The organism is Orbus hercynius, from assembly GCF_003634275.1.
Taxonomy (GTDB): domain Bacteria; phylum Pseudomonadota; class Gammaproteobacteria; order Enterobacterales; family Orbaceae; genus Orbus; species Orbus hercynius.
In genome coordinates this window covers 1-15,824 of the sequence record NZ_RBWY01000002.1, presented here as the reverse complement: position 1 = coordinate 15,824, position 15,824 = coordinate 1, and the positions used below count along the sequence as shown (strand labels likewise).

The 15,824-nt window shown below is 38.9% G+C and carries 15 protein-coding genes; 9 read left to right on the top strand and 6 right to left on the bottom strand.

Annotation, left to right across the window (positions count from 1 at the left end; genetic code table 11):
* Positions 1-34: 34 nt before the first annotated feature.
* Positions 35-1,411, top strand: coding sequence for an envelope stress sensor histidine kinase CpxA (gene cpxA / locus DES39_RS05620; protein WP_121145179.1), 1,377 nt, complete (start codon positions 35-37; stop codon positions 1,409-1,411).
* Positions 1,412-1,422: 11 nt separating this feature from the next.
* The gene (trmL, locus tag DES39_RS05615) at positions 1,423-1,905 is read left to right on the top strand and encodes a tRNA (uridine(34)/cytosine(34)/5-carboxymethylaminomethyluridine(34)-2'-O)-methyltransferase TrmL (RefSeq protein WP_121144816.1); all 483 of its coding nucleotides are present in this window, start codon (positions 1,423-1,425) and stop codon (positions 1,903-1,905) included.
* A gap of 60 nt (positions 1,906-1,965) precedes the next feature.
* On the opposite strand, the gene efp is transcribed toward trmL, so the two are convergent.
* Positions 1,966-2,532 (bottom strand): elongation factor P, encoded by a 567-nt coding sequence (efp, locus tag DES39_RS05610; protein ID WP_121144815.1) that lies wholly within the window; start codon positions 2,530-2,532, stop codon positions 1,966-1,968.
* 29 nt (positions 2,533-2,561) lie between these two features.
* Here efp and epmB point away from each other — a divergent pair, with 29 nt between their 5' ends.
* Positions 2,562-3,581 carry an EF-P beta-lysylation protein EpmB gene (gene epmB / locus DES39_RS05605; protein WP_121144814.1) on the top strand — a complete coding sequence of 340 codons (1,020 nt, stop codon included), beginning with the start codon at positions 2,562-2,564 and terminating at the stop codon, positions 3,579-3,581.
* 85 nt (positions 3,582-3,666) lie between these two features.
* On the opposite strand, the gene metA is transcribed toward epmB, so the two are convergent.
* Positions 3,667-4,596, bottom strand: a complete 930-nt coding sequence (metA, locus tag DES39_RS05600) for a homoserine O-acetyltransferase MetA (RefSeq protein WP_121144813.1) — start codon at positions 4,594-4,596, stop codon at positions 3,667-3,669.
* Positions 4,597-4,974: 378 nt separating this feature from the next.
* On the opposite strand from metA, the gene DES39_RS05595 reads away from it, so the two are divergent.
* From DES39_RS05595 to DES39_RS05575, 5 genes are all read left to right on the top strand, one after another.
* Positions 4,975-6,249, top strand: a complete 1,275-nt coding sequence (locus DES39_RS05595; protein WP_121144812.1) for an MFS transporter — start codon at positions 4,975-4,977, stop codon at positions 6,247-6,249.
* Positions 6,250-6,370: 121 nt separating this feature from the next.
* Entirely contained in the window at positions 6,371-7,288 is a 918-nt protein-coding gene (locus DES39_RS05590) for a GntR family transcriptional regulator (protein WP_121144811.1), read from the top strand.
* Between the two features lie 119 nt (positions 7,289-7,407).
* Complete coding sequence (locus tag DES39_RS05585) at positions 7,408-8,847, top strand: tagaturonate reductase (RefSeq protein ID WP_121144810.1); 1,440 nt, start codon at positions 7,408-7,410, stop codon at positions 8,845-8,847.
* Positions 8,848-8,874: 27 nt separating this feature from the next.
* Positions 8,875-9,891 carry a zinc-binding dehydrogenase gene (locus DES39_RS05580; protein ID WP_121145178.1) on the top strand — a complete coding sequence of 339 codons (1,017 nt, stop codon included), beginning with the start codon at positions 8,875-8,877 and terminating at the stop codon, positions 9,889-9,891.
* Positions 9,892-10,017: 126 nt separating this feature from the next.
* Complete coding sequence (locus tag DES39_RS05575; protein ID WP_121144809.1) at positions 10,018-11,511, top strand: UxaA family hydrolase; 1,494 nt, start codon at positions 10,018-10,020, stop codon at positions 11,509-11,511.
* 73 nt (positions 11,512-11,584) lie between these two features.
* Here the strand turns inward: DES39_RS05575 and tsaA are convergent, their stop codons facing one another.
* The 4 genes from tsaA to metN form a co-directional block, all read right to left on the bottom strand.
* The gene (tsaA, locus tag DES39_RS05570) at positions 11,585-12,268 is read right to left on the bottom strand and encodes a tRNA (N6-threonylcarbamoyladenosine(37)-N6)-methyltransferase TrmO (RefSeq protein ID WP_121144808.1); all 684 of its coding nucleotides are present in this window, start codon (positions 12,266-12,268) and stop codon (positions 11,585-11,587) included.
* Between the two features lie 83 nt (positions 12,269-12,351).
* Positions 12,352-13,239: a methionine ABC transporter substrate-binding lipoprotein MetQ gene (gene metQ, locus DES39_RS05565; protein ID WP_121144807.1), complete on the bottom strand. Its 888-nt coding sequence runs from the start codon at positions 13,237-13,239 to the stop codon at positions 12,352-12,354.
* Between the two features lie 23 nt (positions 13,240-13,262).
* Positions 13,263-13,922: a methionine ABC transporter permease MetI gene (locus DES39_RS05560; RefSeq protein ID WP_121145177.1), complete on the bottom strand. Its 660-nt coding sequence runs from the start codon at positions 13,920-13,922 to the stop codon at positions 13,263-13,265.
* Between the two features lie 112 nt (positions 13,923-14,034).
* Entirely contained in the window at positions 14,035-15,066 is a 1,032-nt protein-coding gene (metN, locus tag DES39_RS05555; protein ID WP_121144806.1) for a methionine ABC transporter ATP-binding protein MetN, read from the bottom strand.
* A gap of 106 nt (positions 15,067-15,172) precedes the next feature.
* Between metN and gmhB the strand changes: the two genes are divergently transcribed.
* A complete protein-coding gene (gene gmhB / locus DES39_RS05550; protein WP_121144805.1) occupies positions 15,173-15,718 on the top strand; it encodes a D-glycero-beta-D-manno-heptose 1,7-bisphosphate 7-phosphatase in 546 nt (181 codons plus the stop codon).
* Positions 15,719-15,824 lie beyond the last annotated feature (106 nt).

Genomic DNA, 15,824 nt, shown 5'->3' with positions numbered 1-15,824 from the left:
AAAATATTAAGGCTAGATAGGCGATAAGATGTGGATTTTTGATCGATTAACGATAAGAATATTTATAATATTTTCACTCACTATTGCCTTTTTTTTGTTTTTGATTATTACGATTCCAAATCTTGATTCAAGAAATTTAACATATGTCTCTGATAAAGAAAAAAATACCGGCTTGGTGCTTGCCGCTAATATTGAAAATGTGATTGTCAAAGTGCCGAAAAATAGTTTTCGTTGGTGGATGCGTTTTATTGTGGCGATGGATAACTTGAAGCGACCAGGTCAATTCCTCTATATCTTAACGCCAAGTGAGCAAATTATTGCACCCGATACAAGCAATATTGATATTGTGCGTAATTTTAGCGAACTGACGAGTAAATCAAGTTCGCCAGCAAAGAAAATTTATGACAATTTAGAAATCATAGGCCCTTTTTTAATTCCCTATAGTGATGAGTCTTATCACCTTTATATTGTGCAAGAAGTATTTGATACCCAATCACAATTTGTTAATCTCATATTTGATCACCCATTTTTGTTATTAGCTTTAACTATGATAGCCAGTACACCTCTTTTGTTATGGTTGTCTTGGAGCCTTGCTAAACCAGCAAGGCGCTTAAAGAAAGCCGCTGATCAAGTCGCCAGAGGTAATATTCAAGAGTGGCCAGAACTCGAAAAATTTGGTTCATCAGAGTTTAAAGCAACGGGAATGAGTTTTAATCACATGCTGCGCGAATTAAAACGTATGCAAGAGTTACAACAGCGCTTATTGTCGGATATCTCACATGAACTGCGCACACCATTGACACGATTGCAACTAGCGGCATCGTTGTCACGACGCAAATATGGTGAAACTAAAGAAAACGAACGTATTGAAATTGAAAGTAAAAAACTTGATTTAATGATCGGTGAACTACTTTCATTAGCGAGACAGCAATACGCTAATAACGAAATTAAAGCGCCTCACCAATTCAATAGATTGTTAAAAAACGTACTGGATAATGCTACGTTCGAGGCTGAGCAGTTAGGTAAGTCATTAAATTTATCGACTAATCTTCCCGAAAAATCGATTTTATGTTATCCCCAAGCATTATGTAGTGCATTTGAAAATGTGATTCGTAATGCGTTTCGTTATTCACACCAGCAAATTGACGTGAGTTTTAAGCTCAGCAATGAGCAGTTAATTACGACAATTGATGATGATGGTCCTGGCGTTGCTGATCATGAACTGCAACAAATTTTCCGGCCATTTTATCGTACTAGTGAAGCTCGCGATCGCGAGTCTGGCGGGAGTGGTTTAGGGCTAGCGATTGTAGCGAATGCCATTACGCAGGATAATGGTGAGGTTTACGCTGAAAAAAGCCATCTTGGTGGCTTAAGAATTGTGATAATATTACCCTTATACCACAAGTCATAAGAGATATTAATGTGTTAAATATTGTGCTTTTTGAACCAGAAATTCCTGCTAATACCGGAAATATTATTCGTTTATGTGCTAATGCGGGATTTCGGTTGCATATCATTGAGCCGATGGGATTTTTTTGGGATGATAAAAAGCTCAAACGAGCAGGGCTTGATTATCACGAGTTTGTTGAAACTAAGCGTTATAAGAATTTTGCTGACTTTTTATCAACTAATCAATTAGTCTTGTCTCAATGCCATTGTTTGTATGCGATGACGACTAAGGGCTCTCGGCCGCATAGCGATGTGCAGTATCAGGCTAACGATTACTTGTTGTTTGGGCCGGAAACTCGCGGGCTTCCTGCTGAAATTCTTGATGAGTTGCCAGCATCGCAGCGTATTCGTATTCCGATGCTGGCCAATAGCCGTAGCATGAATTTATCAAATTCAGTTGCGGTGGCGATTTATGAGTCTTGGCGACAATTAAATTATCAGGGTGCAGATATTTAGTCATTCTTTAGTAATAAAAAAAACCGCAATAGTTGCGGTTTTTTTACATATTAGCTCGGCTTATTTCACACGTGAAACGTATTCACCTGAGCGCGTATCAATTTTTAACACTTCACCAATTTGGATAAATAATGGCACACGCACGACAGCACCCGTTGATAATGTTGCCGGTTTACCGCCAGTTCCCGCGGTATCACCTTTTAAACCCGGATCGGTTTCAATCACTTCTAATTCAACGAAGTTTGGTGGTGTTACGGCGATCGGTTGACCATTCCAAAGTGTTAAAATACATTCTGCTTGTTCAACTAACCATTTTGCATTATCACCAACTGCTTTGCTGTCTGCTGATAATTGCTCAAATGTTTCGTTATTCATAAAATGCCAGAATTCACCATCAGTATATAGATAGGTTAAATTCATATCCATTACATCAGCAGACTCAACGCTTTCACCTGATTTAAATGTTTTATCAACCGTTTTACCCGATAGTAATTTCTTAATTTTTACACGGTTAATCGCTTGACCTTTGCCTGGTTTGTAAAATTCATTTTCAACAATGACACAAGGTTCATTATCTTGCATTATTTTAAGACCCGCTTTAAACTCACTAGTACTATAAGATGCCATACAAGCTCCAAAATTCTGAATACACAAAAATGAGCCACATTATACAGCAAAATAACGAGCAGCAAAATAAAGAAGCGTGGATTTATGATCTTGCTAACGTTGTTACTGATTTAAAAGAACTTTTTTCACTATTAGCACTAGATGAATTAACCCTCTCTCCTGCCATGTTAGCGGCTAAAAAGCAATTTGCTTTACGTGTCCCGTTAAGTTTTATTGCGAGAATGGAAAAAGGTAATCCAGATGATCCTTTGTTGCGTCAAATATTATGCGATCAGCAAGAGATGCAAACCGTATTGGGTTACAGTAGCGATCCGCTCAATGAGCAGCATAATGCGATTCCCGGCTTACTACATAAATACCATAATCGTGCTTTACTCATTACTAAAACCAACTGTGCGATTAATTGTCGTTACTGCTTTAGGCGGCATTTTCCTTATCAAGATAATCAAGGATCTAAAGCAAATTTAACTCAGGCGCTGGCGTATATTGCCGATCACACTGAGTTAAACGAGATCATTTTGTCAGGTGGTGATCCGTTAATGGCGAAAGATCATGAACTGCAGTGGCTAATTGAGCAGTTAGCGGCGATCGCTCATGTTGAGCGTTTGCGTATTCATACTCGCTTAGCGATTGTTATGCCTAATCGTATTACTGATAATTTATGCCAATTATTACATACTAGCCGCCTTGATGTGGTTTTAGTGACGCACATTAATCATCCCAATGAGATCGACCAATCGGTGATAGATGCGATGTCTAAGCTTAAGCAGCATCAGGTAACACTACTTAATCAAAGCGTCTTGCTCAAAGATATTAACGATCATGTGGAGACATTAGTTGCGCTCAGTAATCAGCTATTTAATGCTGGTATATTACCTTATTATTTACACGTACTTGATAAAGTACAAGGGGCCGCTCATTTTCTGGTTGATGACCAACGCGCACAGGAGTTGATGCGTGGACTTGCCGCTCAGGTTTCCGGTTATTTAGTGCCTAAATTGACTCGCGAAGTCGGCGGTGAAAAAAATAAGCGTGTGTTGCCGTATTAACTACTGAAAAAATGTTGACTGGTGACTTATGCGCGAGCCGGCAGTTAGGTTTGCCGGCGTTAGCCTTTTATTTAGTATGCTCAGTTTAGTCGATGGTTAAATTACGTGTTTTTAAATCATATGGTGTTAATTGGTAAACATAATAGTTGAGCCAATTGCTAAACAGTAAGTAAGCGTGGCTGCGCCAAGTCGCTTTGGCGGTTAATTCAGGATTGTTATCCGGGAAATAGTTATCGGGCAGGGACGGGTTAATACCTGCATTGAGATCTCGGAAATATTCATTGGCGAGCGTGAATGAATCGTATTCTGGGTGACCGGTGACAAATGCCATGCGTTTATCTTGTGTTGCCATTAAATAAGCACCGGTTATTTTTGATTCCGCTAAAATAACCAGATCGGTTTTTTCACGAATAATATCACTTGGAAAATGTGCATAGCGCGAATGCGGCGCTAAAAATGTATCATCAAATCCTCGTGTTAAGATGGCATTTGGGTCAGTAATATTGTGACTATACACGCCAGATAGTTTTTGTTCCCGGGTTAACTTAGGTAAACCATATAAAATATTTAATGCGGCTTGAACAGCCCAGCAAACAAATAGTGTCGATGTGACATGCTCTTTTGCCCAATCAATAATTTCGACGAGTTGCGACCAATAAACAACATCGTCAAACTCGACTTTACCTAATGGTGCACCGGTGATAATTAGTCCATCAAAGTTTTGATTTTTAATATCAGCAAAATCGCAATAAAAGCTATCTAAGTGCTCTACTGGGGTATTTTTTGACTCGCGCTGATCGATACGCAGTAATTGAATATCAACTTGTAAGGCAGAATTGGATAATAAGCGTAGAAATTGATTCTCCGTTTCTATTTTTTTTGGCATTAAATTCAAAAATAACACTTTTAGTGGACGGATTTCTTGGGTTTTTGCGCGACTAGCCGCCATGATAAATACATTCTCATGACGTAAAACATCAACTGCGGGCAATGTATCGGGAATACAAATCGGCATATGTTAACTCCTTATCAAATTCTGCATTATTATTTATCCATTTAAACGTTTAGACGTCTAGAAATCTAAATATAGCTTTTTTTAACGCTATTGTCGAGTGTGAAAATTGTCATCAAAACCTACGCTTTATATTTACTCCGTATGCTGTAAATATCTTATTGATTATTCGAATTATTTATTTTTATTACGGAAATTGATAATAGCATCAACATGATTATGGTTATTAAAAACACATTAAAAACAGAAAAGTATTAAGCATTGCACAATCAACATAACTATTTTTAGTTGTAACAAAGTCATCTATTAGAATGCTTAAAGCATTATTCCAATAATGTCTCAATTATTTGTTTTATAATAATTTTATTAGATGAGGTTGTTATGCCCAAACAAAAAAGTCATGTACGTTTTCATATTGCAGCATTAATGCTGTTTGCCATTGTGATCAATTACTTAGACCGAACGGTGATGTCAGCTGCTGCGCCAATGATTGCATCCGATCTTAATATTTCGCCACAAGCTATGGGCTGGATTATGTCGGCATTTTTCTTAAGTTATGCATGTTGTCAAATACCAGCAGGATTTTTGGCCGATAGATTTGGACAACGTAAAACCCTAGCCGGTTCCGTTGCTTGGTGGTCGCTTGCAACAGCAGCAACCGCATTGGCAAAATCACCGGGTGGATTTATATTTGCCCGTATTTTTATGGGAATGGGTGAAGCTGCCGCTTATCCGTGTAACGGAGGGGTTGCGGCCAAATGGTTTCCCGATCGAGAACGAGGGCGCGTGACGGCATTATTCGATAGTGGTTCGCGATTTGGTACGGCATTTGCAATGCCATTAGTGGTTTGGATTATTGCACAATGGGGATGGCATGCGGCATTCTTCATCTGTGGTGGACTTGGCTTTGTTTGGGTTGTTTGGTGGTTGCGGGTTTACCAAGATCCCGAAAAACATCCGAGTATTAGTGAGGCAGAGCTAAAATATATTCGCAATGGGCAAGTGAAGAAAGACGGTATTGATAACATTCAGCCGATGAAATGGTATCAGTTGTTGAAATATCGTAATGTTATTGCCATGTGTATTGGATTTTTTATGCTTAATTATGCGGTCTATTTTTTTATTACTTGGTTCCCAACCTATTTGATTAATGAACGAGGATTAAGTTTTACTGAGATGGGCTTTTTTGCGATGCTACCGCCGTTATGCGGTGTCTTTGGTCAATGGATTGGTGGTTGGTTATTAGATTTTGTATTCATTAAAACCAATAATCTAAATATTGCGCGAAAGATTAATCTGGTGGGTGGCATGCTGGTGGCAACAAGTATTGCCTTTGCAGGTTTGGTTGATTCGATGTCAATTATGATGTTATTGCTATGCATTTCTTATGTTGGTTTGGCGTTTGCTGGTTCTGCGATTTGGTGCTTACCTGGTGATATTGCACCAAGAAATATGACATCGGTATTAGGTGGTATCCAAAATACCGTATCAAATTGCGGTGGTTTTTTAGGGCCAATCGTAACAGGATATATTATTGGATCAACGGGTTCATTTATGTATGCGCTTATCGTATCGGGTGGTGCGTGTGCCATCGGCGCGTTAGTCTATCTATTTATGTTAAAAGATATAAAACCTATTGAAGCGAAAAACGTGTAATATTAATGACGAACAAGTAGGGTTAATCCTCCTATTTGTTCGTGTAGGTTCACACATAAATACGCTATTAAAATAATAAATTTAATGTATCCAACGATGATTTTACATTGGAAACCCATCAATGAGCCGAAATCCCACCTTACGACAAAAAACGATCAATCAATTTATTGATTGTTTGGAAAAGAACATTTTAACATTTCCGCTTCCTGCGCTCATTACGCTTGCAGACATGTTTAATGTTAGCCGGACAACAATGCGTGCGGTTTTAGCGCATCTATTAAGTACGGGCGTTTTGCAACAAAATGGTGAACAATTTTGTTTACAACGTAAGCCAACTGGGCAAGATAAGGTGAACTGTATTTTTGAAGAGCGCTTCGTTCAAGATCAAAAATTTGAACACTACTTTTATCATCTCATTAATAGTCATAAGTTGTTGCCAGGCGATCGATTTGATGAAATTCAGATCGCTAAAGATGCCAAAGTTAGCCCAATTGTGGTGCGAGAATTTTTATTACGCTTTCTGCATTATGGTCTTATTAATCATTATGAAAAAGGTAAATGGGAACTGGTTATTGTTGGCAAAGATTATGCTGAAAAGCTGTATGAGTTTCGCAGTATTTTAGAAATATTTGCATTACGTTCATTTATGGCGCAAACCGAGACACATATTAATTGGACTAAGGCCAAAGAGCTGTTACAAAAACATAAGAATTTACAGCAAAGCATTCAGACTGATTTTTTACTGTTTTCTGGTTTGGATCGCGATTTTCATCAATTGATTTTGTCATCCAACAATAATCCCTTTTTTGTGCAGTCATTTGACTTAATTTCGGTAATTTTTCATTTTCATTATCAATGGGAAAATAGTGATCTTAAACAACGTAATAGCGTTGCGGTCAGTGAGCATATCGCGGTGTTAAGTGCGATGTTGCAAAAAGACGAAACCAAGGCTATCGCGGCATTATGCAAGCATCTTAATACTGCCAAAATATCGATGCGTGAATCTATTGATCGTTCTTTAAAAATAAAAGACAGATAAAAAACAAAAAAGTGAAATGTGAGGCACGAAATACACAACAAATTTAAGTGACACTGATTAGCTAAGATATAGTGCTCTGTACTCACCGTACAATATGTCAATAAAAGAGAGCCTGTGCTATGACTAAACAACTTAATCGCCAAAACTTCCCCGGCCCAGTTTATCCTGAAAAAGTGATTCAATTCGGTGAGGGCAATTTTTTAAGAGCCTTTATTGATTGGATTATTGATAACCTTAATGAAAATACAGACTTCAATAGTGGTATCACCATGGTGCGTCCGATTGATAGCCACCAGCCAAAACTCAATGAACAAGATGGTTTGTATACGACAGTGATTAGGGGGATTAACGAGCAAGGACAGGCCGTTGCAGTTCCGCGTATTATCTACTCGGTTAATCGTGAATTATCAGTGTATCAAGAGTTTGAGCAATATTTAAAATGCGCAGAGAATCCGGAATTAGAATTTATATTTTCAAATACCACTGAAGCGGGGATTGCCTTTAGTGATAAAGATCAATGCTCAGATACGCCTCCTACAACATTCCCTGCTAAATTGACCGTTTTTTTATACCATCGTTTTAAACATTTTAAAGGTCAGAAAGATAAAGGTCTTATCATTGTACCTTGTGAGCTAATTGACTATAACGGTGAAAAACTGAAAGAGTATGTCACCCATTACGCCAACTTGTGGAATTTTGGCAGTGGCTTTATGTATTGGCTTAATGATGCCAATACATTCTGTTCGACGCTAGTGGACCGTATTGTAACGGGCTATCCAAAAGATGAAGCGAGTAAATTGGAACACGAGCTGGGATACCAAGATCGTTTCCTTGATACCGCAGAATATTTCTACTTATTTGTGATTCAAGGTCCAAGCTGGATTAAAAAGAAATTAAAACTTGATGAGGTTGATCTCAATATCTTAGTTGTTGATGATATTAAACCTTATAAAGCGCGTAAAGTCGGCATATTAAATGGCGCGCATACCGCGATGGTCCCAGTTGCTTATCTTGCTGGTCTTCGAACTGTTGGTCAGGCGATGGCTGATGATAAGATCGAACGTTTTATCAAAAATCTGCTTAATCAAGAAGTCATCCCAACGTTATCTTTGGATAAAGATGAACTGAATCAATTTGCTAGCGATGTGTTGAATCGTTTTAAAAATCCGTTTATCAAACACGAACTTATCGCGATATCACTTAACTCATTAACGAAGTTTAAAACACGTTTGTTACCTCAGTTAGTGATATACAGTCAAAAATTTAATCAACCACCGAAATATATTGCATTCTCATTGGCGGCCTTAATTGCTTTTTACCGTGGTGAATATCAAGGTGTGACCATTCCATTAACCGATGATAAACCACTTTTAGATCGTTTTGCTGCTTGGCAACCACTGTATCAAAGCGATGTAAAACAATTAGTTGCAAATGTACTGGGTATGTCAGATCACTGGGAACAGGACTTGAATAATATTCCGGGCCTTACCGAGCGCGTGAGCGCTGACTTAACGCAGATTTTATCAACAGATATCAAAAACAGTATTCCACAGAATTAATGACCAAGGAGCAAACTCATGTCTAATATGAAATACATTGTCATTCCAGAACCAGGAAAAGTTGAAGTTAAAGAGATGGAAAAACCGGTTTTACAAAAAGGCGAGGCGATTTTAAAAGTACTTTACGGCGGCATTTGTGGTTCAGATATGGGGACATATAAAGGGACATTTTTATATGCGAGCTATCCTCGTATTCCAGGCCATGAATTTTCTGCCGAAGTGGTTGAAGTCGGTGAGAATTCACATGGTATTAAAAAAGGAATGATTGTTACCGCTAATCCGTATTTTAACTGTGGTAAATGTTATTCATGTCGCCGAGGCTTTGTAAACTGCTGTACTAGCAATCAAACCCTTGGTGCTCAGCGAGACGGAATTTTCCGCCAATATTATAGTATGCCAATAGAGCGTATTTATGATGGTAAAGGATTAGATGCCTTAACACTGGCGATGATTGAACCTTTTTGTATCAGCTATCATAGTGTACAGCGCACATCAGTAAAAGCGGGCGACAAAGTGTTAGTAGTTGGTGCTGGGCCAATTGGCTTATTTGCTGTGATGGCGGCTAAACTGAAAGGTGCTGAGGTGTATGTCAGTGATATGATGCAAAATCGCCTTGATAAAGCACTTGAAATCGGCGCAGCAGGCGTTATTCGTACTGATAAAGAAGATTTTGCCGAGCGCGTGAAAGCGATTACCAGCGGTGACGGGTTTGACGTATGTATTGAGTGTGTCGGTTTACCACAAACATTCCAAAACTGTATTGACGCTGCTGCATTTAGAGGTCGTATTGGACTTGTTGGTGTGGGCAAACAGAAACTGGATTTTGCTTTCACGCAAATTCAAACTAAAGAGCTCGATATCTTTGGTTCACGTAATGCACTGAAAAAAGATTTTATTGAGTTGATTGATTTAGTGAAAAGTGGCGGATGTGATGTGACACGTATCATTACTGATGTTTATGAGCTTAATGAGGCTGAAAAAGCCTTTACTGATATGGCAAACGATCCAAACAGCCGGCTGAAATCGGTAATCAAGATCGGATGATTGCGTGGAGTGAGCGAGTAATCTTGCTCACAAAACATGACTCATTTATCTTGTGATGGATCTGGCATCGTTTTGATGGAACAGAGCGGTGCCGATACATTTAAGATGTTATTTTAGGAACGTATAATGAAAAATATCATTAAAATCAATGGTAGTGACAATGTTATTATTGCATTGGAAGCGTTAAGTCAGGGCGATGTTCTCCCTATTGGTACTGAGCAAATCACTGTTTTGCAAAATATTCCGGTTGGTCATAAAGTGGCAATACAGGCGATCAATCAAGGCGAAAATATCATTAAATATGGTTTCCCTATCGGGCATGCAACTGCCGCGATCAAGATTGGTGAGCATGTTCATACTGATAATGTGGCAACCAATTTGGGGGAGTTAAATGAATATCAGTATCAGCCAGTAGTCGCTAAGGCTAAGACCACACTTGCTGATCGTGAAGTACAAATTTATCGCCGTAAAAATGGCTTGGTTGGTATTCGAAATCAGCTTTGGATTATTCCAACTGTTGGCTGTGTCAATGGGATCGCACAACTAATTAGTAAGAAGTTCATTGCGCAATTGGCTAAACAAGGCGATGATTTTGATGACGTGTATGTGCTTACTCATCCTTATGGTTGCTCGCAATTAGGGCAAGATCATCTTAATACTCGAACTATTTTACAAGATATGGTCAAGCACCCGAATGCTGGGGCGACACTGGTCATTGGTTTAGGCTGTGAAAACAATCAACTGAAAGTATTTCGCGAGACATTAGGCGATTATGATGCCGATCGAGTGGGTTTCATGATTTTACAAGAGGAAGCCGACGAAATCACCACCGGTCTTGACCACTTGAATACCCTTTATCAGAAAATGAAAACGGATAAGCGTGTTAATGGCAAACTAAGCGAAGTGAAATTCGGTTTGGAGTGCGGCGGTTCCGATGGACTATCGGGTATTACGGCCAATCCGCTATTGGGTAAATTTTCTGATTATGTCATCAGTCATGGTGGAACGAGCGTATTAACTGAAGTGCCGGAAATGTTTGGCGCAGAAACGATTTTGATGGCTCACTGCGTTGATGAGTCGACGTTTGATAAAACGGTTAACATGGTGAATCATTTTAAACGTTATTTTATTGAACATAACCAGCCGATTTATGAAAATCCGTCGCCAGGTAATAAAGCTGGCGGGATTACCACGCTAGAAGATAAATCATTAGGCTGTACCCAAAAGGCCGGTAGTAGTCAGGTAGTCGATGTGCTCGAGTATGGTGAACGCCTAACGAGAGCGGGACTCAATTTATTATCCGCACCGGGTAATGATGCCGTTGCAACGAGCGCTTTAATTGCCGCGGGTTGTCATATGGTCTTGTTTTCAACGGGCCGAGGTACGCCATACGGTGGATTTGTGCCGACGGTGAAACTGGCAACCAATACACGGTTAGCTAACAAGAAACCAACTTGGATCGATTTTAATGCTGGTCGATTAGTGGAAGGCGTCACAATGGATTTGTTATTACAGCAGTTTATTGATCTCATTGTGGATATCGCTAATGGTAAACTCAGTTGTAATGAGAAAAATGATTTTCGAGAGCTGGCGATCTTTAAAAATGGTGTAACCGAGTAATTGGTTGACTATGTTGCTGTTAAAGACGTGAACGCATTATTTTCGCCGAAAAATTACGCGATTGCAGCATAAATTACTCAATACTGACAATCGTTGCCACATTATTTTCCACGCAAAAGCGAATATTAAATTGGTATAATGAGATGCCAAACTCTTGGCGCTTTAGCGATTTTTGTTTATAGGCCGGACGCGGGTCTTGGCTGATGACTTGGATGATCAGTTGCTGTAGCGCCGGCTGCGATAGCAGCTGCGTCTGAGTATGTTGATTAAATTGAACTGTTAATTGCTTACCGGGCTTATTATTGGCATAACCCGCTTTTGCATCTGGATAACAATCGCTATAAGGAATATAAGGCTTGATATCAATGATCGGTGTATTATCGACGATATCAACACTACCTAATTGTAAAATGATGCGGTCTTTATCAATGCAGATATCCTGCAATTCAACAGCAGATAAACCAATTGGATTAGGCCGAAAAGTTGAGCGACTTGCGAAGACACCCATTTTTTCATTACCACCAAGTCTTGGCGGACGAACTGTTGGTTGCCAGCCTTGAGCCATTGTTTGGTTGAACACAAAGAGTAGCCATAAATGCGAAAATTGCTCTAAGCCTCGTACGCACTCGGCTTGATTGAATGGGGGCAGTAGATGTAGTTCACCGGTGCCCAGTGAGACTAAGTTCGGTTGTCTTGGTACGCCAAATTTCTCTTTATAAGGCGAACGGATGATACCAATGGGTTGTATGTTCATCATAGGATAAAAAAATGAAATAGCGAGAACGCTATTTCATTATTAAATTATTATTCATTCAATATTTGGTTACGTCTAAAAGGTGATTACCACCCTTTGACAGCACCGCCATTAAACACTTCATTGGCCTTTGTAGCAACGGCGTCGGTTTGGTAAGCTTTAACAAAATTGATGACATTAGGATCGGTTTTGTTATTTTCTCTTGCCACAATGATGTTGACGTATGGTGAGTCTTTATCTTCAACAAAAATACCATCTTCGCTTGGTGTTAAACCAACTTGACCGGCAAAAGCATTATTGATAATTGCAAGGTCAACTTGAGCGTCATCTAATGAACGAGGTAACATTGGTACTTCAATTTCAATAAGGTTAAGGTTGTAAGGATTATCAGTAACATCAATCACGGTTGGTAATAATCCTTTCGCTGGATCAACCGTAATTAATCCTTGTGCTTGCAATAGTAATAATGCTCGACCCAAGTTTGTTGGATCATTAGGAATGGCAATAGTTGAATTTTCTTTAATCAGGTATTTATCGCCACGTGGTGAAGTTACAACCACGCCCTTGTCATCGGTTGCTTCATCGGTTAATGGTTGTAGTTTATGACTATAAGCGGCAATTGGATAGACAAATGAGTTACCCACGATAGCGAGCGAATAACCGCGCTCAGTAATTTGCTGATCGAGATAAGGTTTATGTTGAAAAGCATTGGCATCAATTAGGCCATCATTTAATGCTTGATTTGGCGTAACATAGTCATTAAATGTTACTAGTTCAACATCTAAATTATATAAGTCTTTTGCTTGTTGTTTTGCCACTTCGGCAATCTCTTGCTCAGGACCTGAGATGACGCCGACTTTAATCGATGGTGCTGATGGCTCAGCAGCCATATCCGTTGATTTACTATTATCGCAAGCTGTTAGGAAGAAAGCGCTCGCGAGGGTTGTTGTGAGAAGCAAATTTTTGAATTTCATTGTTCTTTCTCCTTAAGTGAGAGTTAGTGATGTGTAACGCGTTTTACCAGTTTGTTACCAATAAACTGTATGATAAATACAATCGCAATGAGTATTACAAGCACGGTATTCATAATCGCTAATTTATAGCCGTTATAACCATATTGAATAGCGAGCTGCCCAAGTCCACCGGCACCCACCGCACCCGCCATAGCAATATAGCCTGTTAGCGTAATTAATGTGATAGTCATACTATTAATAAGTACCGGTAGCGATTCAGGTAAGAGCACCTTGCGAATAATTTGTAGCGGCGTTGCGCCCATAGAACGAGCCGCTTCAATGAGTCCTTTGGGAATATCCAATAACGCATTTTCAACCATTCGCGCAATTAATGGTGCAACAGCAATACTCAACGGTACAATCGCGGCTTGTTTACCTAAAAATGTTTTAACGCCTGTAAAGATATCCATCGTGATATAAGTAAATGGAATAATCCAGACAATTAAAATAATAAACGGAATCGAGCGAAAGATATTCGTCATGATTGATAAGATCACATTGACGATTTTACAGTCTAAAATCTGTCCCTGACGGGTGGTATAAAGGGCAATACCTAATGGTAAACCAATGACCAAACCAAAAAAGCCCGATAAAATGACCATATAAATCGTATCGTCAGTTGCTTGAGCTAATTTAAATAACATACTTTGGTTAAAACCATTAAATGTCGAGCAAAACTCGACAAAGCTTTGCCAAAAATCAAATTGTGATAAAAAGCGAAAGAGAGTTTCAAACGGCTTAAAACTAGGTAAAAAATTAAACATAACCAAGAACCTCTACTTTCGTATTATTATTTTGTAAAAATTGAATGGCATTTTTGGTGTTGAGCTGACTGCCTATCATTTCTGTTAACATAATGCCGAATTTCACACCACCAGCATAATCCATTTGTGCGCTGATAATATTATTATCAATATTAAACTCTTTAGCCGCTTGTGATAAGAGTGGTGAGTCGGTTGAAACACCAGAAAATGTGAGTCGAAGTAATGGATGTAATCCTTCTTCGGGCACTATTGACAGTTTTTGTAAATAGTCTTGCGGAATCGTTAGATGCAGTGTTGATTGAATAAACTGCCTTGCAATATCGGTTTTCGCGTTAGAGAACATTTCACCAATCGGTGCTTGCTCAATTAATTCACCATCGCTGATAACGGCCACTTGATCACAGATTTGTTTAACCACATCCATTTCATGGGTGATTAATAAAATCGTTAAGCCCAATTTTTGATTAATACTTTTAAGTAAATCAAGAATAGAGCGCGTCGTTTCAGGATCGAGTGCACTGGTTGCTTCGTCACATAATAATACTTTCGGGTCGTTTGCTAATGCTCTGGCGATCGCAACGCGTTGTTTTTGCCCACCAGATAAGTTAGCGGGGTACACATTAGCTTTTTCGGTTAAACCAACAAGTTCTAAAAGTTGATTCACTTTAGTTTTAATCGCTGCTTTTGGGGTTCGGTCTAATTCTAACGGCAAAGCAATATTGTCAAATACTGTTCGCGACGAAAGTAAATTAAAGTGTTGAAAAATCATGCTGATCTTTCGACGAATATGGATTAATTGTCTGTTTGATAATTGTGTGAGATCTTGGTTATCAACGAACACGCTGCCGCTAGTTGGCTTCTCTAATAAGTTAACACAGCGAATTAACGTACTTTTACCCGCACCAGATTTACCAATCACACCATATATTTGCCCCGCTGGAACATTAATATTAATATTTTTTAACGCGACAATGGATTTTTTGTTGTGGATAAATGTTTTAGAAATATTTTCAAGTCTTATCATAAAGGAATTCAAGCAAAAAAATGATTGAGAAATGTTAAGACGTCTAGACATCTAAGTCAATAGATATTATGCTACGTGCCAAATAAATACTGAAATTGAGTAACAAATGAAACCGGCTATTTTCCTTGATCGCGATGGCACAATTAACATAGATTATAACTATGTGCATAAAATTGATGATTTCCATTTTATTGATGGCGTTATCGATGCCATGCTTGAGTTAAAAAAAATGGGCTATCTTTTAGTTATCACGACCAATCAGTCGGGTATTGCGCGCGGCATCTTTTCACAACAACAGTTTGATACATTAACTGAATGGATGGATTGGTCTTTACTTGATCGTGGTGTTGAGCTTGATGGCGTCTATTATTGTCCTCATGATCCGCATCATAGTGATTGTGCGTGTCGTAAACCAAAATCAGGCATGATTTTAATGGCTAAAGAAGAGCTCGATATTGATATTGCTAACTCATACATGGTGGGTGATAGAGTTTCTGATCTATTATCAGGTAAAAACGCGGGTGTTAAGAAAACGGTACTTGTAAAGACCGGAGATGCTTTAACACCAGAGGCTCAGGCTCAGGCAGACTGGATAATTGACAGCTTAGCAGACTTGCCAAATATGATAAAAAATGAGCAGTTAAAAAAATAAATGCAAAATGTGCTTGAAGAAAAAAATAAGATGTCTATAATGCGCATCCACTGACGTAACGCAAGACCTTCTGAGAAGGCGGTTATATTGGTGAGACGGTCAAAAC